We start from the raw sequence: 20,833 nt of genomic DNA on the forward strand, positions 1-20,833 counted from the left end.
GCTCATTTGAGCGGCTTTTTTTATCCCATTCACAAGTACACTAAACTTATGTCGTATGGAATGCGTACTGTGATTTGTTACTCTTAAGCATTACTTGAATTCTAAACAAGGACACACCCATGGAAATGATTAAAACACGTGCTGCAGTTGCCTGGGCTGCTGGCGAACCGCTGAAAATTGAAGAAGTCGATTTGATGCCGCCGCAGAAAGGCGAAGTTCTGGTTCGAATCGTAGCCACCGGTGTTTGCCACACTGACGCCTATACGCTGTCGGGCGATGATCCTGAAGGTATTTTCCCAGCTATTCTGGGGCATGAAGGTGGCGGTATTGTCGAGGCGGTTGGCGAAGGCGTTACCTCGGTTGAGGTCGGCGACCATGTCATTCCTCTCTACACCCCAGAGTGTGGCGAATGTAAATTTTGTACCTCAGGCAAAACCAATCTGTGCCAAGCGATTCGTACAACGCAAGGCAAAGGCTTGATGCCGGACGGTACCACCCGCTTCTCGAAAGATGGACAGCCTATTTATCACTACATGGGCACATCGACTTTTGCAGAACATACGGTAGTACCTGAAATTGCGCTGGCCAAAATTAGTAAAGATGCGCCATTGGAAGAAGTTTGTTTACTCGGTTGTGGCGTCACTACTGGCATGGGCGCCGTGCGCAATACTGCTAAAGTACAACCGGGTGATACCGTTGCAGTATTTGGTTTGGGTGGCATTGGACTGAGCGTCATTATTGGTGCTGTCATGGCGAAAGCCAGCCGGATTATTGCTATTGATATCAATGAGTCTAAGTTTGATATCGCACGTAAACTCGGTGCGACCGACTGCATCAATCCAAATGATTACGATAAACCTATTCAAGAGGTCATTGTTGACCTGACCGATGGCGGTGTGGATTACTCTTTTGAATGTATTGGTAACGTCAAAGTCATGCGCTCTGCCCTTGAATGTTGCCATAAAGGCTGGGGCGAGTCGGTCATTATTGGCGTAGCTGGAGCTGGCCAAGAAATTTCAACGCGTCCGTTTCAATTAGTTACTGGCCGGGTTTGGCGTGGCAGTGCGTTCGGTGGTGTCAAAGGTCGCACTCAACTCCCTGAATATGTGCAGCGCTATTTGAATGGCGAGTTTGAGCTCAGCACCTTCATCACCCACACCATGGGGCTTGAGGACATCAATAAAGCCTTTGACCTCATGCATGAAGGAAAATCGATTCGTTCGGTGATTCATTATGCTAAATAAACTCAGCAGTGTGACCTGTTTTGGTGGGCAGCAACTGCGCTACGAGCATCAATCCAAGGTCCTTAATTGCACAATGCAGTTCTCGGTTTATTTGCCGCCGCAAGCAGAGCAAGGACCGGTTCCAGCTGTTTATTGGCTGTCTGGTCTCACCTGCACTGACGAGAACTTTAGCAGCAAAGCGGGCGCGCAACGCACGGCAGCCGAACTTGGTCTAGCACTCATTATTCCAGATACGAGCCCGCGCGGTGATGAGGTGCCGGATGCTGACGATGGCGCCTACGACTTTGGTTTGGGCGCTGGCTTCTATGTCAATGCGACCCAAAATCCGTATGCCAAGCATTACCACATGGACCGTTATATTGTGGATGAGCTCCGAGAACTAGTCGAAGCAAACCTACCGCTGAATGGTGTTCGCAGTATATCCGGTCACTCTATGGGTGGTCATGGTGCGTTGGTCTTAGCGCTTCGCAATCCAGGCTTGTATCGCAGCGTGTCAGCCTTTGCCCCGATAGCTAACCCGACGACGTGTCCGTGGGGCCAGAAAGCGTTTCGCGGCTATTTGGGCGACGATGTTGAAGCATGGCGCGACTACGATGCTGTCGAGCTGCTTCGTTCAGGTAAAGCCTGTCCACCGCTGTTTGTGGATCAAGGCAGTGCCGATCAATTTCTTGCCGAGCAACTCGGTTTTGATACCTTGAAAAGTACCTGCGAGTCGGCGCAAGTTGACGCGACACTAAGGCTGCAAGCCGGCTACGATCATAGCTACTATTTTATTGCCACTTTTATAACCGACCATTTGCGTTTCCACGCACAATATCTCGTTGATTAATGGTCAAAAAAAATTGGTTAAAACACGCCCCCTCTGCTAGCTTTAAAGAGTGAAGTAAATGCAGCAGTGGGGGTTCTATGTCGCCACGTAAAGCTGCCGCAATAGTCGCAAGTATCTATGTAGTAATGGGGCTTCTTTGGATCCGCTTTTCAGACCAAGCTCTCTATGCGATTGCGGCAGACTCCGCGTTATTGACAGAATTACAAACGTTCAAAGGGTGGGCCTATGTGGTCATCACCGGCGTTCTGCTGTATTTTCTCGTCTTCCTCGCGCTGATTCGCGAACGCAGCCTCAGCGAACGTGACAATCTTACGCAGCTCGTAAATCGGCATATGTTCCGACGTGAACTCGAAGTTGAACTTCAATTTGCCGAAGAACATGACCAACCACTCGCCCTACTGCTCGTCAATCTTGATGGTTTTAAGCAAATTAACAACAACGTTGGGCTCAAAGCGGGCGATGAGTACTTGCAGGATGTCGCTAATGTATTGCGCGAAACCTTTGTTCAGCAGAGCCTCATTGGCCGCTTTGATGGCGATGAATTTGGTATTGCTTTGTCCTCGGCGCTATGGCCCCAGGCGGTGATACCGTTAGTAGAACAACTACAACAGCGTATTCGCGCTATCCAAGTGCGAGAGCGACCCAATTTAAGCCTAACGGCATGTGTCGGTATTTCCCTGTTTCCCCGTGATGGTCAATCCATACAGACACTCATTGATGCCGCGACCTTGGCACTAGATGAAGCAAAATCGGCGGGACCGAATCAACAGCGGACTTATAAATCTGCATACGGTGAATTTGCCACCCAACGTTCTCGCTTATTACTAGATTTGAAAGCGGCACTTGCCGAAGACCAACTTTCAGTTGTGTATCAACCGCAATTTGACTCGAAAAAGCACACCGTGACCGGCGTTGAAGTTTTGATCCGCTGGCAGCACCCACAACAGGGCTTTATTCCACCGGATCAATTCATCCAAATTGCCGAACAAAATGGACTCATTACTGAAATCACCGACTTCGTGATGCGTCAGGCGATTACAGAACTGAATGAACAGGGGCTGCTATACAACGATGTTCCGCGCGTATCTTTCAATGTATCCGCGGCGGACTTTATTAGTGACCGCAGTCGTGACCGATTTGCTCGTAACTTAAGTTTACTCCCAGGCGACTGGTCCATTGTGCAATTAGAACTCACAGAAACCGCAGCACTCTTAAATTTTGATAGTGTACGGCGGGTTTTACAGAGCTTGCGAGAGCGCGGCGTGCAAGTATCAATCGATGATTTTGGTACCGGCTATTCCTCACTGAGTACCTTACGTCAATTACCTATTCAAGAGCTGAAAATCGACCAATCGTTTGTGCGCGATATCGCCTCCAACATGAACGACGCCAAATTGGTACGCACCATCTTGGCCATGGCGAAAGCACTGCACATGCGCGTCGTCGCTGAAGGCGTAGAGACCTCAGCACAAGCCAGCTTTTTAATTCACGAAGGTTGCCACGAACTGCAAGGGTATTTGTATGCCAAGCCTATGGGGATCATTCAACTTGCAACCTTCTTGAAGAATCTTCGCTCCAATAAGAACCAAGTATAATGAAAAGGCGACTGTCTGAGATGCGCTCTGTATTCATTGGTATCAGCTTGATTCTCTGCAGCTTGTCAACATCAACCGCTGCAAGCTCCAACCTTGTGCGCCCCTTGAGCATGGATGCCACGCGCATCTGGAATACCCATGATGGGCTGCCACACAATACAATTAATCATATCCATCAGGATGAGCAAGGCTACCTTTGGCTAGCCACTTGGGAGGGCCCAGTTCGCTTTGACGGTCGGCGCTTCGAAGTGTTTGGTGCTGAAAGTGGTGTTCCCGATGTCAGTACCTTGTTCGTGACCACGCATCCTGGTTCTGGCAACCTTGTCGCAACCGGTGGTCGCGGCGCAGTCAGTCACTTCGATGGTCAAAACTGGCAAGTAAAGCCAAGAATCTCCAATCGTGTCGACGTTGCAGTGTATCAATCGAATGGACAAGCTTGGTACGGCACCGTCGATGGCGGTGTCGTATTGGAGCGGCCTGACGGCAGTCGCCAAAGTTATTCGGTCAAACATGGCCTCCCCAGTGCTATGGTGCTGCATCTGAGTTTAGATTCAAATGATAATCTTTGGGTCGGTACTAACCGTGGGATTGCCCTATTTAATCCGTATGAGCAACGATTCGAGGTTCCGCAAGGACTTCCCAGTGCTATTAGCTTCTCGGTAGAAGAAGATAGCCTTGGCAACATATGGGCTTCTGTCGGCACCCATATCTATCGCCGTCCGTCAGTGACAACGAAGAACGCAACGACCTTTGAAAAAATACCTGTCACTTTTCCGAGCACGATTACCGAGCTCCATTTTGATGGGCAAGATCGATTATGGGTGGGTACTCACGAACATGGCATCACCGAATTACGCAAGGCCAATATTGATGGTGAACCATTACAGTTCACCACCACTGAAACTGGGCTTCCGAATAACCACATTATCGATATATTCAGTGATAGGGAAAACAGTTTGTGGCTGGGCACACACGGCGGGTTAGTGCAGTTCCGACGAGCCTTAGCACACTCTCATACACAGCAAGATGGGCTCGGGTTCCAGTTCACTCGTGCCTTAGCAACGCTAGATTCTCAGCGCGTGCTGGTTGCAGGTCTTGGCGGTATTGCTCTAATTCAAAATGAGCGCATCACACCTTTTGCGACGAGCACAGTTGTTGGCAGCGAATCCATTTTGAGTTTAGCCGTCGACGCAAGTCAGAGAGTGTATGTGGGCACCTTCACCAATGGCATTTTTGTCGTCGAAAATGAACAAGTCATAGCACATTATAACGATAGCAACGGCTTTCCCGGCAATGATGTTCGCGATATTCTATTAACCGATGATGGTCATCTTTTCGCGACAACCGCCATTGGCTTGCTCGTTGCTGTCCGCAACGCCGATGGCACTTTGAGTGACCCGCAATACTTTGGTGCTGAAAACGGTCTTCCCGACCAGGTTGTCTATGCGGTTCATGAAGACCAATCTGGACAAATTTGGATCGGCAGTATGCGGGGCATCTCCGAGTTCCAGCGGCGCGATGACAGCACTCAGTCACTGGTTAAATTTATTGATATTAGCGACATCAGTAACAGTGAATTCGTGTTTCAAATTCGCGAAGACTCCAATTACGTCTGGTTTGCGAGTGACCGTGGCTTAGTGGCTTGGTCTAAATCTGCAGAAACCTGGCATCAGCTCAGCCGTGAACATGGCCTACCGTTCGATAAAATCTTCGACGTGATCATCGACGGCCGCGGTGACCTCTGGCTCGGTACCGGTCGTGGTATTGCTTATGTGCCTCGCGACAAGGTAGAAGCAGTGTTTGCGGGACAGCGCTCCACTGTGGATGCGCAGCTATTTCATGAGTCCCACGGCCTCACCAGTGCACAGGTCAATACAGGTGGTCCCAGTATGTTGCAAGCCAGCGATAACTCAGTATGGGTTGCGACTGCTCGTGGCGTGGGCCATTTTAACCCCAACGAACGCGCTAGCCTGTATCCTCCCCCTCCGCCAGTCGTCATCAGTAAAGTTATTGCCGACGATCGCTTGCTGGAAACTGGTAGCTATCTGACCGCCGACACCCTGCGCTTAAGGTTCGAATACGCTGCACTGGGCTTCCAACACAACGAAGGGATTCGTTATCAGATTCGCTTGCGCGGTCTTGACCCGGATTGGATCAACCGAGACAACGGTCGCTATACCGAGTACACCGAGTTACCTCCCGCCAACTATGTATTTGAGGTACGAGCAGCCTACCCTGATGGTGAATGGAGCGAGGCCGCGACCTTTTCATTCACCCAGTTACCCAGCTTGTGGCAACGTCCAGTAGTCTGGCTGATAACAGTGCTACTGAACTGTGCTCTGATTGCCCTACTGGTCAATTGGCGTATGCGTACCCTGGCACGTTCACGAGCCCGCCTCAGTCAACTCGTCAAGGCCCAAACCCGCTCACTCGAACGCTTGGTGAATCAAGATACATTGACGCACTTAGCGAATCGTCGTGCGTTTGACTTAACTTTAGAAACGGCAGTTGAGCAGCAACATATTCAACATCAGCCGATGGCCTTGTTGATTCTGGATGTCGATCACTTTAAACGTATCAACGATCAATACCTGCACACCACGGGTGATAAGGTCTTGCAGCGCATAGCGGAAGTGTTGAAAAGCACTTCACGTGACAGTGATTTAATTGCCCGCTGGGGTGGTGAAGAGTTCGCGGTATTGTTGAGTGGTCCGAATGCGGATGCCGCAGCGTTGATTAGCGAACGAATTCGGCACGCCGTTGAAAAAGCAGATTTCAGTGACCTTGCCCCACAACTGCGCGTAACTATCAGTATCGGCTACGCCGTCTACATTCGCGATGAATCACAAGCAAACTTTGTCCGCCGTGCCGACCAAGCGCTGTATCACGCCAAGGCTAATGGCCGTAACCGCGTCGAACAAGCAGCGAATTTCTAGCTAGCTGTGTGCGGGTTATAAACAATTTCCCACAAGTGGCCGTCTGGATCTTGGAAAATAGCGCCATAACCACCCCAAAACAATTCCCGCGGCGGCTTTTTGATGGTGGCGCCGGCATAGCGTAATTCGGCAACCAAATGGTCCACCTGCTCACGGTTGGACACATTATGCGCCAGCATCAAGCTACTTACATCGCGCGGTTTAACCTCAACACCACAGTCTTTTGCTAGACTCTCACGTGGCCACAACGCGAGAATAAGTCCGGATTGAAGTGGAAAGAATGCAACGGCTCCCGATTCAAACTCAGTCCCTACAATGCCATCGGTCGGAAAACCGAGCACATCGCGATAAAATGCGACCGCTCGATCCAAATCATCAACGCCAAGCGTTATATAACTAATAGATGGTTTCATAAGTCGTCCTGTTCAAATGAATGGAGTGGTAGGTACACCCAGTGTCACAAACCGAATTGTTCCAACAACGATTACCAGAACATACGCTGGAGCATGAAATCATGCAACGGTGGAGTCCGGATACGCTGCTGTGGAGAGGCTTAGCACGGCGTTATGAAACGGACATTCTCACTGCACTCGAGAACATTTTTATCGCGGCCCCGCCACGTCAACTACAAACACCTGGCGGTAAAACCATGTCCGCCGCCATGACCAATTCGGGTGACTGTGGCTGGGTGTCTGATCGCAAAGGCTATCGTTATGAGCCAAATGATCCGCTCAGTGGTGAGCCCTGGCCGCAATTGCCCGACTCTTTTCTCGCGGTTGCGCAAATCGCTGCACAAGAAGCCGGCTACGCCAACTTTGATCCGGATGTTGCACTGATCAATCTGTATCAACCCGGCACCGCCATGAGTCTTCATCAAGATCGTGATGAGGTCGACTTTTCACAGCCTATCGTATCGATATCACTCGGCTTACCAATGACCTTTCTTTGGGGTGGTCATCAGCGCCGCGATAAGCCCGAGCAATACTTGCTCGAGCACGGTGATGTTTTAGTGTGGGGTGGTGCTGATCGCTTGCGCTTTCACGGCGTCAAAAAACTAGCCGCCGGGGAGCATCCACTGCTCGGTTCAAAGCGCATCAATATCACGCTGCGGCGCGCGCGATGATTAGTGGCTATCGATGTAAAGCCGATTAGTCACAACCTGATCATCGGTAATAATGAGTTGAAAGAGATCACCATAGTCCTTCTCCGTCAAATCAGGGGCTTCACCGCCTGCAGCGCGGACAATATCTGGCACTGTATTGCTGTGGCCGACAATCAGCACTGGATGTTTTAGCGCTCGCGCTTCGGCTATCACAGCTGCGGCATCACCAGCATTATAAGTGGCGACATTAACACCCAATTGCGCCGCCAAAGGCGCTGCAGTTTGTTGAGTGCGCGCATACCGCGTACTAAAAATCGATTGAACACCTGCATCTTGCAGCACTGAAGCCAACCGCTGCGCACGCATCTTACCCTGTTCATTCAGCGAGGGATTATCCGCCGTATCCGCCTTTTCAGCATGCCGAATCACATAAATAATCTGCATGTTCATAGTAGTTGCCTCCTTTGCTACCGCTACTGGTATGCTCGTCATCACCAGCATTAACGCAATCAACATTCGAACGAGTTGCGGTGTCATCCGTTAGTTCTCCTCGAAAACCCATCGTTATGACCGATAGTATCCATGAAAATCAGCCAATTGCGAGAAGTGAATCTAAAGCAATCCAGAACTGCTCGGGTTACGTAAAACGTTTATAAGTTCCTACTAATGATGGTGACGACCCTGCAAGCTCCCGAACTGATTATCTTTTACGATGGTGGTTGTCCGTTATGTCAGCATGAAATGCTGCAATTGCGTAAACGCGACCCGAATCGTCGTATTCAAATTGAAGATATTCTTGCTGTCGACTTTTCTGACCGGTTTCCGCAAATCGACCCGGTGGAAGCTGACCGAATCTTGCATGGACAACTTGCCGATGGCACGGTCATCTATGGCCTCGATGTTACTCATAAGGCGTGGAGCTTAGTTGGACGTGGCTGGATGACGGCACCTTTGCGTTGGCCCTTGATCCGTCTGCTGACAGATAAGATTTATCTGTGGTTTGCGCGCCATCGCAATACGATTTCTCGTGTTTTGACCGGAAATGAACGTTGTAGTCGTTGCCGAATTGACTGACTTTATGCCATTCTGCAGGCATGAACACAGTCAAACGCGTTAAATCTTCGATCTCTGCTCTCCTAGCGTGCATGCTCGCTGGATGCACTACCTATGGTGCAATTGAGAATCAGTCTGTTGTCGTGACTGAAAATCATCAAGGCTACTCACTCGAGAATTATCAAGCCAATACCACCCGTTCCGATGAAATCACACTAGTGGTCGCGTTTTCGGGCGGTGGTAGTCGTGCATCGGCATTATCCTATGGCGTCATGAAAGCGCTGCGTGATGCTGAGATTGAAATTGATGGCAAGACGGAACGTCTCATCGACCAAGTCGATTTAATCACCTCAGTCTCAGGTGGTAGCTTTACTGCCGCCTACTACGGGCTCTATGGTGATCAGCTATTTGAGCGCTTCGAAGATGATTTTCTCCGCAAAGACTATGTGACCGAATGGATATATGGTCTCGCTAGTCCCCTGTTATGGTTCTCGTCACAGGGCCGCACTGATATCGCGACTCAACTGTATGAAAGCCAATTATTTCGCGGCGCTACGTTTGCTGATTTGCAACGTAGGGATGCACCACTGATTCTGCTCAATGCAACCGATTTAGGCGGCGGCATTCGCTTCTCATTTATCCAGGAGTACTTCGACTTACTTTGCTCAGATATTTCGTCGTATCCCATAGCTCGTGCGGTTACCGCAAGTTCTGCGGTACCAATTATGCTAAACCCAGTGGTCCTAAAAAATCACAAAGGATGTATCAATCCAGCACAGAATCACCTCCGCAATCTTGATGATGACAAGCTCAAATCACTATCACCTCACCTTACAGACACATTGCGCTCATTACGCAGCTATGAAAACAAAGATGAACGTGAATATATTCATCTAGTCGATGGTGGTATCACTGACAATCTCGGGTTGATGGCATTTTATGAGATGGTCGAGCTAGCTGGCGGAATTCAGCCATTTATGGAACGCATCGGCACCCGCCCGTCTGAACGTTTGGTAATTATTTCGGTAAACGCTTCAGCGAAACCGCGTTACAACATCGAGTCGACGAATGAAATTCCTGAACTTGAAGATACGATTAATGCTGTAACGGATACCCAGCTCCACCGCTATAACGCCGCTACCATCAATCTCATAAGAGACAGCATGGAACGTTGGTCCGACGAACTGGGAAGTTGGTGGAAGCCGGTCGATCCCTTCCTGATTGAAGTTAGTTTTGACGGTGTCCAACAAGAGCAACGGCGCCTGTTTCTCAATCAAATACCCACCAGTTTGTCGCTGTCGCCTGAGCAAGCGGATGCTTTGATTCAAGCCGGTGAACAATTGGTCAAAGAAAATCCAGAGTTTCAGCGCCTCATCGCTGACTTTTAGACCATTCGACCATTTGCTAACAGATTCATCTCGATATCACTTGTACGCTTGCCGAGGTACTCTTATAGTGTAGGTCGTTCAGTCGAAAGTCTAAGCTAAACCAGCTAGGTTAATGGATGTGCGTGATATAAAGACAATAATAACCAAACACGCTTTCTGGTTTGTCGTTACTGCCCTATTATTTGGTAGTCTCGCGGCCCTATCTCTACACCTCTCGCAGCAAGCCAATAGTATCTCGTTAATTTGGTATGCCAACGCTGCCTCGGGTGTTGCTTTCGCGATCGCCGCAAAACGCTTCTGGCCAACGATGGTAGCGGCGATGATCATCAGCAATTTCGTGGTTGATTATCTGTTCGGCACACCTCTCAGTGTCTCGGTAACCTTTATTCCGGGCAACTTGGTTGAAGCGTTGCTAATTGGTTATCTCATCCATCTTTGGTTTCGCTCTGATCCGGCACAGACATCGATTCAGACCACTCTAGAACGCCTAGCGGTATTGTTTATTGCACCCGCATTGATTGGAGCTAGCCTTGGCGCCGTGGCCGCAACCACGCAATTTCAAACACCTTATGGCACTGCATGGTTTAGCTGGGCCGTCAGTTCTTTGTTTGGGAATATCACCATTATCCCGCTGGGTTTGGAGGTTTTGCGCAAGCATCTTCGGGACGATAAGGTTCGTCTAATCAGTGCGAGCGATCTCGCTATCGCGATGGTCTTTCTGGTGCTGGCGTTGCTAGCATTTAGCTTCATGCCTTACCCGTTCGTTTATGCCGCATCTTGTTTGTTAGCCGTTGCTCTGCTTACGCATAAAGCAGAATTATCCATCATCGTAGTGCCATTTAGTATCGGGCTGGTTGCGCTAGTGGCCTACGGCCATCATGAGCCTGCCTACTCTAATTTTGAGCTAGCGGAGAGCCTCTTTTATTTACCCATGGCCATTATTGTAGCGATGGCGTTATTGTTATCTTCCGTTTTACGCGCCCACAACAGTGCCATTCGCCAACTGGAGGTGAACAGTTCGCGGTTTCGGTCATTGTATGAACGGACTCCCGTGCCCCTGCATTCAATGGATATCAACGATGAGCTTATTGTCGTTAGCGATGGCTGGCTTGACTTGTTGGGTTATGAACGCAGCGATGTTGTGGGCAAGCGTGCTCTTGATTTCTTTACTGCAGAGTCAGCTGAATACGCTGTCAGTCATGTATTTCCTGAGTTTAAGAGGCACGGCATCGTTAAAAATGTTCCTTATCGGATGATTCGCAAAGACGGCACGATCATCCATGTTGAAGTTTCGTCCATTTGGGAATATGACCAGCAGAATAAGCCATTCCGAACACTCGCCGCTATTCGTGATGTCACGAATGAAACCCTCTTGAGTGATCAGCTCGCGCGTGATCGTGATTTGATTCAGGTCACCCTCGATTCGATTGCTGATGGCGTTATTACCACTGATATCCGTGGCAAAATCACCTATATGAACCCTGTGGCTGAACAACTCTTGGGAGTGAAGCATCAAGCGGCGGCAGGTAAAGACTTTGATGCAGTCGTTGAAATCTTTAACGAAGTGACCTCGGAGCCTTATCACGATCTCATTTCCAGCAGTCTCCGACAGCGCCGTAAGCGCGAGCTTAGTGAATTTGCGGCTATTCGCGACCGCCAGCATCGGGTTAGAGCCATTCAAACCACGATCGCACCAATTATTAATCAAAAAGGCCTGTTACACGGCGCAGTCATGATTTTCCAAGACGTCACCGAGTTTCGTGCCAACGTTCAGCACATGCAGTATTTAGCACAAACCGATACACTCACGCGGTTACCGAACCGAGTGAAGTTACTCGATCAGCTCGCAGATGCCTGTAAACGAGCCGCACAAGGTCGTTATCACTGCGCCCTGCTCTATATGGATCTGGATAACTTTAAGTCCATCAATGACTCCTTAGGACACTCGATTGGCGATGAACTGTTAAATGTAATCGCCGCTCGGCTACGCAGCAATGTACGCAACGGTGACACGGTCGCTCGATTGGGTGGCGATGAATTTGTCATCTTGCTCGGTGCAACCAGTGATCGGAGCGTTATCGACAGTATTTGTCAGAAGGTTATTCGCGAGGTCAACCGGCCCATCCAGCTTCATAATCACGTGCTCGAGGCGTCTGTCAGTATTGGTATTACGCTGTGTCCGGAAGACAGTGAAGATGCGGAGACCCTGTTACGACAGGCTGAATCTGCCATGTATGTCGCCAAAAAACAGGTGCGTAACGGTTTTCATTATTTCTCCGAAGCGATTGCTGCAGAAATTCGCTCGAAATTCGATGCTGAGCAAAAAATTCGGTACGCTATTCAAAATCAGTTATTTACGCTGCATTACCAGCCCATTGTTCAAGCCACAGATAACGCGATTGTTGCCTATGAAGCCTTGTGCCGGTGGCAGCCAGAAGCGGAACTGGATCTCACGACGTCAGAAATCATTCACATTGCAGAAGAAAGCCGTTTGATTGTGCCACTTGGCTATCAACTACTGGAACTGGCTTGTGCCACTATCCATTCACTGCCAAAAGTATTCGCGGAAGGCAATGTCCGCCTCACGTTCAATGTCAGTGCTATTCAACTCAATGAAGCTGACTTTGTCGATAATTTACTGAGTATTCTGAATGATTATGACGTGCGACCCGATCAATTCATTTTTGAGCTGACCGAAACCGCCTTGATGGTGAATCCGACCGAGTCTTTGCAAACACTGCAGCGCTTGCAAGATTTGGGCGCCGAAGCGGCCATCGATGATTTTGGTACGGGCTACTCAAGTTTGAGCTATCTTGCCAACTTACCGGCGACGATGATTAAAATTGATAAGTCTTTCACCAGCGCAGAATCATTGAACGTTCAGAGCAACATTGAGATGGTTAAAGCCATTATTTCCATTGCCAATACGATGAATTTGCAAGTGGTAGCCGAAGGTGTTGAGTCACAAGCGCAAGCCGAACAGCTAGCCGAATTGGGCTGCACCCTACTCCAAGGCTTCCACTGCGGTAAGCCTGCTTCATTTTGACGGCTAAGCTGTCTGCCTGTGTGCTCGTAGCAGGAAATTTCGAGGTGTCATGTCATAGTTACAGAATTCGATGACGTCGACATGGTAACCCTGCTCTTCGAGAAAACAGACTCGATCCAGTATTAAGAGGCACTCTAGAGGTCGCTTGAGTGGCGCTTGCACGCGTTCGATAGCATCCACCAGCTGCTTGCGTTCTGACGCGGCGCTAAGTATTTTTCCTTCGTTTTTCGCTTCATACTGCAACCCTTGTTGCGCTGCAGCCCATTTTGCAAACTCGCTAAACGTTCCACTGAAGTAATGCTTCGCAACGGAGCGCAGCGGTTGATACTCGCGGCTACCGGTTTGTTGTTCCCGCCAAATTTGATAAGCCAACCGCCAGAGTACTTCGGTGTGGCGAAGCTTTTCGATTCGCTGGCCGCCCGTCACTTGCTCTTGAACAATAAACTTTAGCTCGCGACGCGTGAGTGGAAAATCATGAGAACGCATTGCGGCAGATAGCGGCTGATAGTGTTCGTCAGAAATCAGTTGATAGCAGCAAGGAACCACATAAATCGCGTCCGCTCCGGTTGCTGTAGCAGACTTCAGTAATTGCATGTGCAACTGGCCACAGGCATGCAGAGCCATGACTTGCGCATGGCTTTGAACTGCAGCAAACCCTGCGGCAGCAAGCGCATCTCCATGAATAAAAGTCTGTGGGAGTTGGTGTTGCTGTGCAGCCAGTCGGCCTGCAGCACAGAGTTCTGCATTCCATTCTAAACTGGTGACCGAACGTTGCTGCTGAAAGCTGAGTAACTTGCCTAAATGCCCTTTACCGGAGCACCATTCTAATAGCGGCACTTGGCTCAGTGGTATCTGTCCAACAAAGGCTTGAATTTGCTCCAGCTTACGACCGCCGATGCCTGCTGTTAACCAGAATGGTACTGGTGGACTGGCAGGTTCTGGCAGGCTCGTCACGATGTCCGGAAGTGCTGCTAATCGTTGCTGATTGCGTTGAAGTAATGTCGACTGGTCATCTGCCCATGGCCACTGCTGCTGCGCAAATGCAGGCAGACGCCACACGTGCTGTAAAGCAGACAGTGTTTCAACGTACTGGCGAAGTTTAAAAGCAGATGCGGCTGGCATGCATGGTATCGAGTGTGATTATGGAGCGGCGGATTATACTCGAATTCTGCAGAATCGAAGTGTTTTCTCGTGATGAGGACATAAAAAAAGCGGCCCGAAGGCCGCTTCACACAGGGAGTTGAGATATAGACCGTTTACGGTTGCCACTCAACAAAAAGATCGGCACCTGAGTACGCACTGTAACCTCGAATGCTGACATACCAGCGACCCTCTTGTGGATCCGAGATACTGCAGGATTCATTATTCCCTTGAAGGAATGGACGACAGTTGTACGAGCTTGTGGTTGGCTGCGAGTTATAGCGAACATACAAGTCTGCATCACCTGTACCACCGGACAAATCAACATCCAATGAGGTCATACCCGCTGGAATATCCACGTAGTAATGCGTGAAACTGCCGCTCGCACCTGATAGGTCATTGGCTGTAGCCGAACCGCCGCTGCCACCGCTGGTTGGCTCATTATATGAACCTGTGAGGCTTACACCAGAGTAGCTGGAATAACCACGGATCATGACATGGTAAGTACCTGCCTGAACCGAACTAATGTCACACGACTCATTGTTGCCACCGAGGTATGGACGGCAGTCGTAGGTTGATGTAGTGGGTTGTGAGCCATAACGTACATACAAGTCCGCATCACCGCTGCCACCCGCCATCGAAAAGTTCAAATCCGATGCGCCGGCAGGCACTTCCAACGTGAAGTAGCTAGTGCTACCCGTGCCGCCAGACAAGTTACTCTTCGCGACGCCGTTGCTTAATTCTGAATTACTTGGTGGTTGCGAGCCACCACCTCCGCAACCATTGGCTGCTAGGTAATCCATTGCATCTTTCGCTTGTACCAAGCCGAAGCCATAAGCGACATCGCGACCCGATGCACCAAGGTCCTGCGCAGACGCATTCAAGGCATTACGAATCTGCGAAGCTGAACAGCTTGGGTAATTCGACCACACCAGTGCAGCCACACCTGCGACGTGTGGCGATGCCATGGAGGTTCCGCTCATGTTGCCATAGTTGCCACCGCCAGAACCTGTGCCTGTCGGGTATGTCGACAAGACATTAACACCAGGAGCTGCAATTTCTACCTGTGAGTTCTTCTGTGAGAAGCCTGCGAGGTTCTTATTGCTATCGACTGCTGCTACTGACACTACCGCGTTATAAGACGCAGGATATGACAGCGCATCGGTTGAGCGGTTCGGGCTACCATCATTACCCGCGGCAGCAATCAGTAGCACGCCGCTATTTGCGAGCTGTTGCATTGCATTTGCTTCAGTTTGTGAGGCGCCGCCGCCACCTAAACTCATATTAACAACGTCAGAACCGTTGTTCGCACAGACTTCAATGGCTGCTACCAGTGAAGAGGTGTACCCCCAACCACTGGCATTAAATACTTTGACGATATGCATACTTGGATTACTACCAATGACACCACGCACACCCGTGGAGTTATTGATAGCAGCAATGGTGCCGGCTACGTGCGTACCATGCGGTCCACCTTGATCGTACCAATTACCCGTACCTGAATTGTTCGTACCGTTAATGGTGCCGCCAAACGACCCCATGTCTTCATGTGGCATTTCTAGACCCGAGTCGATCACACAAATCTTTTTACCGCCTGCTCCCGCAGATGCGGCAGCATCACTGACTTGGTCCGCTTGCACCATGCTAATGCCATAAGGTTGCGTTTGCGCCATTAGGCGACGTGGATGGTCAACTTCGACATATTCCACATTTGGATTTTTAGACAAGCGTTTCAGTTGCGCTTTATCAAGTACCGCGGCAACAGCCATATTACCGCGCATAGCCAACTTCATCTGGCCACCGACAGCTTGTACCGCACGTTCAGCAGCTTGAACATTTAGTTCGCGTTTACCATTCGCTGCGGCGACGGCAAGGCCCGGTGCATCTTTAAATTTGATGATGTATCGAGATTCGACAATCTGATCGGCTTTGACGGGAGTTAATAACTGCGAGTTATCAGCGGGTTGCTGCGCGAGAGCAGCAGAAATGCTTCCTGCGACCAAGGTGGTCAACAGCACTTTGGATTTATTCATTATTATTTGACCTTGTTGATGTGTTCTTATTATTGGCACCCGCTAACCACAGTCCCTTGTGCAGGCTAAATTTCATCCATCTGTAACAAAACTTAGCAGCCTGTTGTCAGATCAACAAGTAAAGATCGTGTTAATTTACTTTGTTAATAGTAACTCACTATTTTTTATACAACTTTATTTTTTTGAAGATGATGTTTCGAAGGATTCAATGATAGGACAAGGTCCGGCGTGACCGGTTTGACAGGCGTTTACGAGTTGGCTAAGCGCGTCTCTCGCGTCGTGTAAATCAATGATCTTGCGTTCAATGTCGTGCAGTCTTTCACGAGCCAAAGCAAGCACTTGTGCGCGTTCGTCCGTGCTATCGAGCGCAATCAGTTGTTTGATTTCTCGCAGTGTAAAACCAGCTAACTGTGCTTTACGAATAAAATGGAGACGCTCAACATGCGCTTGACCATAACGACGCGTTGCACCTTGTTGAACTTGCGGGACTTCCAACAACTCATTACGCTGATAGAAGCGCACCGTTTCGACACCGACGCCACAGTGGGCAGCCAGTTTGCTAATGGTGAAATTTAGGTCTTGATTCTGTACCATGGTACGCAGTTTAAGCTAGTCACTCGACTCCAACAAGAGTCTTCTACTACGAAGGAGATGTGTTATGAGTAAAAAAGCAGTGATTTACCGCATGATGACTGAGCACCATACCTGTCCGTATGGCTTAAAAACTGTGGATTTATTGAAGCGCGAAGGGTTTGAGGTTGAGGATCATCATCTCACCTCACGCGAAGAAATTGATGCCTTTAAAGAAAAGCATGATGTGAAGACAACACCACAAACTTTTATTGATGGTGAACGTATTGGTGGTTATGAAGCGGTTCGCAAGCATTTAGGCAAGTCGGTTCGCGATCCCAACAAAACAAGCTATCAGCCGGTCATTGCCCTGTTTTCCATGACTGCGTTGACGTCATTGGTGCTGAGTTTTTCGATCTATGGCAATGCACTGACTATTCAAACGGTTGAGTGGTTTATTGCCTTGTCGATGGTAGTGTTATCGCTATTGAAACTACAGAATGTGGAAAGCTTTTCCACCATGTTCTTGAACTATGATCTGCTGGCGAAACGATGGGTGCGTTACGGTTATGTTTATCCGTTTGCAGAGGGATTAGCCGGTATTCTGATGGTTGGTGGCATTCTGAACGTGATATCGATACCGGTTGCCTTGTTTATCGGTACTATTGGCGCCGTATCGGTGTTCAAAGCGGTCTACATAGACAAACGTGAGTTAAAGTGTGCCTGTGTGGGTGGTTCAAGCAATGTACCCTTGGGTTTCGTCTCACTCACTGAGAACTTGATGATGATGGCCATGGCCGTGTGGATGCTTTTCGCCCACGGAATGTAAACTTTCAAAAAGGCTTATGAATGAAGAAGCAACACCTGCCCAGCAAAGTTTGTCCGGTATGCCAACGTCCGTTTAACTGGCGTAAGAAGTGGGAAAAATGCTGGGATGAGGTGGTGTATTGTTCGGAGCGTTGCCGTCGCAATAAGCAGACGGCAACGTCTTAGCTGGTGTTATTTCAGTGCGGCCTTTAGTGCCACCTAGAGTGCTGCAAGAATATCACGCACGAAATCATGCTCGCTAAAGCCAGGCTCGCCCGCAATGTCATAGCCGCGGCGCACCACCACTAGGTTCTTGCTCGGGATCACCACCAGAAACTGACCACGGTTCCCGCGCGCCGCAATAGTGTCATTCGGCAGCTCTGGGAAACGTTCGTTATACAACCACCACTGTGCACCATAGCCGGGCGCACCCTCATTCGGTTGCGCTGGAGCAGGCGTACTGATGTACTCAAGCCAATTCGCTGGCAACAAACGCTCGCCCTGCCACTCACCGTTATTCAAGTGCAAAACGCCCAAGCGCGCGAGGTCACGCGCAGTCGTCCAGACTTGTGATGACAAGATAAAATCATCATTCCAGTCCGATTCTAAGAACGTGTGTTGCATGCCAATTTTGTCGAGCAACGCCTCATACGGGAACTTTAGATAGTCTTGCGGATCTTCGAAGGTTTCGCGCACCGCTCGCATCACCAGCATGGTGTCATTATTGGCGTATTTCCAACGACTACCTGGCTCTACTTCCAATGCTGTTGCAGTAGCAGTATCGGCTACGCGGCCGCCGCCCATATACACTCGGTCGGTGCGATTTCCTGCGGCATTGCTATCGAGCCCTGAGGCCATGTGTAATAAATGTTCTAAGGTAATGTCGCCGCGCGGATCCAGTGGTGACTGCCAATTCGCAATCGTTGCCGGCGCCTTCACATCTAGCTCGCGTTGGTATACCGCTGCCCCAACAATGCTGGCAGCAATGCTCTTGGCTACCGACCACGTGCGTTGCGAGGTTTCAGGTGTGAAACCATCAATGTAATGCTCCGCAAGAATGCTCTCGGGTGTTGCAATTAGCACCGCTGAAGTTCGCGCACCAGATCCGTAATGCTTACTAAAAGCCTGTGCAATGACTTGGTCTAACTCAGTATTACCTGTTGGTGTATTTATTGGGTGGCGTTGCTGCCAAGGCGCGCCACTGTCTTTAGCCGTGGGTTGTTCGGTAAATGGACGACTGACTAGCTTCGCGTCGTTGACCGTTGCACCAACTGGCAGATCCACACAGCCCAAGCGTGGTCGCCACACCGAGATCCGCTCACGAGCGCCGTTATCATACTTCACCCGCACCCATTGATGCTCTGAGTCGACTTCAGCCTGTAGCGTGTTCACTCGCTCCTCAATCAGAGAATAAATTCCCGTCAGCTCATGCTCGCGAATTTGCTCCGCCGATTTGTTCGCGTTAAACACTGCACTGCAGGTAAACCCGGCCACATACCCTGCCGCATAACTGTTGACTGTGGTTTCGGTCTCGTCTGCTTGCGCTTGGCTAGCGGTGAGCGCTGCTAAAGCGGTCATCATACCGGTCAAGCAAAACTGTTGAATGCGATGCATGCCAGACACTCCTGAATTATTTGATTAGGTTCACGTGGATTCGATGTTCAAACTAGGGTACAAGGACTGTAGGTGTTTGCCACTGTTGTTTTAGACGAATCGCGCGAAAAAGAGGAGAAGTAACTGCGTGTACCAACTGATTCTGCCCACTGCTGACTTGCAGCAAAGCTATATCGACTACATCACCGAATTAGGTGATGAAGAGCGCTACCCGTTCCCGCTCGACTTTGACCATAGCGACTTCCCTGCACTCTTGCAGCGCATTGAGAACTTTCGGCTGGGTATCGACATCCCCGAAGGCTTTGTGCAAAGCACCACACTCTGGCTAGTATCGGGAAATGATATTGTCGGCTGCACCAATATTCGGCACCGCCTCAACGCAAAAATAGAACATTGTGGCGGCCACATTGGCCTTGGCATCCGCCCGCGTTACCGCGGACAAGGTTTAGGCATTGAACTGATGCAACGCAGCATAAACAAGGCACGCGAGTTCGGAGTGCAAACCGTGCACATCCACTGCCACACCGACAATGAACCTTCACGGCGCATGATTGAAGCCTGCGGCGGCCTGCTCCACTCCACCATCACCGTCGGCGAGGAACACGTCAGCCGCTATTTGGTCAGGTGAGCTAAAGCTTCTTTAATTTTGAAGGCGAGGATTGACGCGGATTAATTCGACACGCTTGGTCTCACTGGCCTTTTCGTGCTTGAGCAATGTTTTTACTTCCATGCCTTCAAATGTTGAATGCTCGAGCATTTCGAAAAGATGAAATGTAATGTTTTGGATTCTATGGTCACCAGACAAAATGAGAGCATTAGTCGGATGAACCAGCCTTTCTACGCTCAACTCCACTTCATTACTATATTCGAAATCTGCAATGTACTGCTGTAAGCGTGCCTTATTGTCGCCAGTAAATTCGATTGCAATAAGGTGAGGCCCGATATCACCCTCGCTATATCCAATATAAACAGACCCAACCTCATTGGACTTGTCATTGTTAGGTGACGCAGGTTCATATAAACCTTTGTTTCGCTGCACAAATTGAATACCTAAAGGGGTTTTACTGTTTTGCCGTAATTTATATTGAAGGCTGAATTCTTCATTAGATTTGATCTTGTGTAATTCAACAATATCCCAGCCAACTGCAGCTGGAATTAGTGTTACCTGAGTAACATACTCGACCTTCTCATCCGCGGGTAAAGTGATAACACAACGAACAGCCGAGCAAACCAAGTCATCAGGTCCAAAAAAGCGGGATTGCGTATATCGGAAGCCCGATGCCATATTGCTGGTAACCAATCGGTGTTTACCATCCTTATCTATGATCAATGTCTTGTAGTCAAAGAACCTTGTATAGATGCCCTCATAAATACCAACCGGAAGTTCAAGCTCAGACTGTTCCTCGCTCGACGCAGTACTCATGAACAAAAATAGGGTTGCGAGAAGCAACCCTTTGCAGTAATTCATAGATATCT

At 49.5% G+C, this 20,833-nt stretch carries 18 protein-coding genes; 11 read left to right on the forward strand and 7 right to left on the reverse strand.

The features are described from left to right. Window positions 1-119: 119 nt before the first annotated feature. The 4 genes from ACN0S4_RS06075 to ACN0S4_RS06090 all read left to right on the forward strand — a co-directional run bounded on the left by ACN0S4_RS06075 (window position 120) and on the right by ACN0S4_RS06090 (window position 6,604). The gene (locus ACN0S4_RS06075) at window positions 120-1,244 is read left to right on the forward strand and encodes an S-(hydroxymethyl)glutathione dehydrogenase/class III alcohol dehydrogenase (RefSeq protein WP_417656819.1); all 1,125 of its coding nucleotides are present in this window, start codon (window positions 120-122) and stop codon (window positions 1,242-1,244) included. Then, complete coding sequence (gene fghA / locus ACN0S4_RS06080; RefSeq protein ID WP_417656820.1) at window positions 1,234-2,073, forward strand: S-formylglutathione hydrolase; 840 nt, start codon at window positions 1,234-1,236, stop codon at window positions 2,071-2,073. The genes ACN0S4_RS06075 and fghA overlap by 11 nt, the downstream gene beginning before the upstream one ends. A 77-nt stretch (window positions 2,074-2,150) precedes the next feature. Beyond that, window positions 2,151-3,668: a putative bifunctional diguanylate cyclase/phosphodiesterase gene (locus ACN0S4_RS06085; RefSeq protein ID WP_417656821.1), complete on the forward strand. Its 1,518-nt coding sequence runs from the start codon at window positions 2,151-2,153 to the stop codon at window positions 3,666-3,668. A 20-nt stretch (window positions 3,669-3,688) separates the two neighbouring features. Next, window positions 3,689-6,604, forward strand: coding sequence for a diguanylate cyclase domain-containing protein (locus tag ACN0S4_RS06090; RefSeq protein WP_417656822.1), 2,916 nt, complete (start codon window positions 3,689-3,691; stop codon window positions 6,602-6,604). Here ACN0S4_RS06090 and ACN0S4_RS06095 read toward each other — a convergent pair. Beyond that, window positions 6,601-7,017, reverse strand: a complete 417-nt coding sequence (locus tag ACN0S4_RS06095; RefSeq protein ID WP_417656823.1) for a VOC family protein — start codon at window positions 7,015-7,017, stop codon at window positions 6,601-6,603. The genes ACN0S4_RS06090 and ACN0S4_RS06095 overlap by 4 nt on opposite strands. A 41-nt stretch (window positions 7,018-7,058) precedes the next feature. Here ACN0S4_RS06095 and alkB point away from each other — a divergent pair, with 41 nt between their 5' ends. Beyond that, complete coding sequence (gene alkB, locus ACN0S4_RS06100) at window positions 7,059-7,727, forward strand: DNA oxidative demethylase AlkB (protein ID WP_417656824.1); 669 nt, start codon at window positions 7,059-7,061, stop codon at window positions 7,725-7,727. Here alkB and ACN0S4_RS06105 read toward each other — a convergent pair whose 3' ends face one another. Beyond that, window positions 7,728-8,243, reverse strand: coding sequence for a SixA phosphatase family protein (locus tag ACN0S4_RS06105; RefSeq protein WP_417656825.1), 516 nt, complete (start codon window positions 8,241-8,243; stop codon window positions 7,728-7,730). Window positions 8,244-8,372: 129 nt separating this feature from the next. Between ACN0S4_RS06105 and ACN0S4_RS06110 the strand changes: the two genes are divergently transcribed. The 3 genes from ACN0S4_RS06110 to ACN0S4_RS06120 all read left to right on the forward strand — a co-directional run bounded on the left by ACN0S4_RS06110 (window position 8,373) and on the right by ACN0S4_RS06120 (window position 13,193). Next, window positions 8,373-8,780, forward strand: coding sequence for a thiol-disulfide oxidoreductase DCC family protein (locus ACN0S4_RS06110; RefSeq protein ID WP_417656826.1), 408 nt, complete (start codon window positions 8,373-8,375; stop codon window positions 8,778-8,780). A 71-nt stretch (window positions 8,781-8,851) separates the two neighbouring features. Next, a complete protein-coding gene (locus tag ACN0S4_RS06115; RefSeq protein ID WP_417656827.1) occupies window positions 8,852-10,147 on the forward strand; it encodes a patatin-like phospholipase family protein in 1,296 nt (431 codons plus the stop codon). A gap of 118 nt (window positions 10,148-10,265) precedes the next feature. After that, the gene (locus ACN0S4_RS06120; RefSeq protein WP_417656828.1) at window positions 10,266-13,193 is read left to right on the forward strand and encodes an EAL domain-containing protein; all 2,928 of its coding nucleotides are present in this window, start codon (window positions 10,266-10,268) and stop codon (window positions 13,191-13,193) included. Between the two features lie 3 nt (window positions 13,194-13,196). Here ACN0S4_RS06120 and ACN0S4_RS06125 read toward each other — a convergent pair whose 3' ends face one another. The 3 genes from ACN0S4_RS06125 to ACN0S4_RS06135 all read right to left on the reverse strand — a co-directional run bounded on the left by ACN0S4_RS06125 (window position 13,197) and on the right by ACN0S4_RS06135 (window position 16,960). Continuing rightward, window positions 13,197-14,315, reverse strand: coding sequence for a methyltransferase (locus tag ACN0S4_RS06125; protein ID WP_417656829.1), 1,119 nt, complete (start codon window positions 14,313-14,315; stop codon window positions 13,197-13,199). A 134-nt stretch (window positions 14,316-14,449) separates the two neighbouring features. Beyond that, on the reverse strand, window positions 14,450-16,366 hold the full coding sequence (locus ACN0S4_RS06130; RefSeq protein WP_417656830.1) for a S8 family serine peptidase: 1,917 nt from the start codon (window positions 16,364-16,366) through the stop codon (window positions 14,450-14,452). A 174-nt stretch (window positions 16,367-16,540) separates the two neighbouring features. Next, a complete protein-coding gene (locus ACN0S4_RS06135; protein WP_417656831.1) occupies window positions 16,541-16,960 on the reverse strand; it encodes a MerR family transcriptional regulator in 420 nt (139 codons plus the stop codon). Window positions 16,961-17,024: 64 nt separating this feature from the next. Here ACN0S4_RS06135 and ACN0S4_RS06140 point away from each other — a divergent pair, with 64 nt between their 5' ends. Next, window positions 17,025-17,765, forward strand: a complete 741-nt coding sequence (locus tag ACN0S4_RS06140; protein ID WP_417656832.1) for a glutaredoxin family protein — start codon at window positions 17,025-17,027, stop codon at window positions 17,763-17,765. 20 nt (window positions 17,766-17,785) lie between these two features. Continuing rightward, window positions 17,786-17,929 carry a DUF2256 domain-containing protein gene (locus ACN0S4_RS06145; protein WP_169929531.1) on the forward strand — a complete coding sequence of 48 codons (144 nt, stop codon included), beginning with the start codon at window positions 17,786-17,788 and terminating at the stop codon, window positions 17,927-17,929. 33 nt (window positions 17,930-17,962) lie between these two features. Here ACN0S4_RS06145 and ACN0S4_RS06150 read toward each other — a convergent pair whose 3' ends face one another. Then, window positions 17,963-19,357 (reverse strand): serine hydrolase domain-containing protein, encoded by a 1,395-nt coding sequence (locus ACN0S4_RS06150; RefSeq protein WP_417656833.1) that lies wholly within the window; start codon window positions 19,355-19,357, stop codon window positions 17,963-17,965. Window positions 19,358-19,484: 127 nt separating this feature from the next. On the opposite strand from ACN0S4_RS06150, the gene ACN0S4_RS06155 reads away from it, so the two are divergent. Continuing rightward, the gene (locus ACN0S4_RS06155) at window positions 19,485-19,985 is read left to right on the forward strand and encodes a GNAT family N-acetyltransferase (RefSeq protein ID WP_417656834.1); all 501 of its coding nucleotides are present in this window, start codon (window positions 19,485-19,487) and stop codon (window positions 19,983-19,985) included. A gap of 12 nt (window positions 19,986-19,997) precedes the next feature. Here ACN0S4_RS06155 and ACN0S4_RS06160 read toward each other — a convergent pair whose 3' ends face one another. After that, window positions 19,998-20,825: a hypothetical protein gene (locus tag ACN0S4_RS06160; protein WP_417656835.1), complete on the reverse strand. Its 828-nt coding sequence runs from the start codon at window positions 20,823-20,825 to the stop codon at window positions 19,998-20,000. Between the last annotated feature and the right edge of the window lie 8 nt (window positions 20,826-20,833).

This window comes from Pseudidiomarina aestuarii, from assembly GCF_048263735.1.
In the GTDB taxonomy this organism is placed as follows: domain Bacteria; phylum Pseudomonadota; class Gammaproteobacteria; order Enterobacterales; family Alteromonadaceae; genus Pseudidiomarina; species Pseudidiomarina aestuarii_B.

Bases quoted from the DNA above. Each gene is read 5' to 3' on its own strand.
- ACN0S4_RS06145 (WP_169929531.1), top strand. From the start codon at position 17,786: ATGAAGAAGCAACACCTGCCCAGCAAAGTTTGTCCGGTATGCCAACGT.
- ACN0S4_RS06160 (WP_417656835.1), bottom strand. From the start codon at position 20,825: ATGAATTACTGCAAAGGGTTGCTTCTCGCAACCCTATTTTTGTTCATG.
- ACN0S4_RS06150 (WP_417656833.1), bottom strand. From the start codon at position 19,357: ATGCATCGCATTCAACAGTTTTGCTTGACCGGTATGATGACCGCTTTA.
- ACN0S4_RS06140 (WP_417656832.1), top strand. From the start codon at position 17,025: ATGAGTAAAAAAGCAGTGATTTACCGCATGATGACTGAGCACCATACC.
- ACN0S4_RS06075 (WP_417656819.1), top strand. From the start codon at position 120: ATGGAAATGATTAAAACACGTGCTGCAGTTGCCTGGGCTGCTGGCGAA.
- ACN0S4_RS06125 (WP_417656829.1), bottom strand. From the start codon at position 14,315: ATGCCAGCCGCATCTGCTTTTAAACTTCGCCAGTACGTTGAAACACTG.
- ACN0S4_RS06130 (WP_417656830.1), bottom strand. From the start codon at position 16,366: ATGAATAAATCCAAAGTGCTGTTGACCACCTTGGTCGCAGGAAGCATT.
- fghA (WP_417656820.1), top strand. From the start codon at position 1,234: ATGCTAAATAAACTCAGCAGTGTGACCTGTTTTGGTGGGCAGCAACTG.
- ACN0S4_RS06135 (WP_417656831.1), bottom strand. From the start codon at position 16,960: ATGGTACAGAATCAAGACCTAAATTTCACCATTAGCAAACTGGCTGCC.
- ACN0S4_RS06115 (WP_417656827.1), top strand. From the start codon at position 8,852: ATGCTCGCTGGATGCACTACCTATGGTGCAATTGAGAATCAGTCTGTT.
- ACN0S4_RS06090 (WP_417656822.1), top strand. From the start codon at position 3,689: ATGCGCTCTGTATTCATTGGTATCAGCTTGATTCTCTGCAGCTTGTCA.
- ACN0S4_RS06095 (WP_417656823.1), bottom strand. From the start codon at position 7,017: ATGAAACCATCTATTAGTTATATAACGCTTGGCGTTGATGATTTGGAT.
- ACN0S4_RS06085 (WP_417656821.1), top strand. From the start codon at position 2,151: ATGTCGCCACGTAAAGCTGCCGCAATAGTCGCAAGTATCTATGTAGTA.
- ACN0S4_RS06105 (WP_417656825.1), bottom strand. From the start codon at position 8,243: ATGACACCGCAACTCGTTCGAATGTTGATTGCGTTAATGCTGGTGATG.
- ACN0S4_RS06110 (WP_417656826.1), top strand. From the start codon at position 8,373: ATGATGGTGACGACCCTGCAAGCTCCCGAACTGATTATCTTTTACGAT.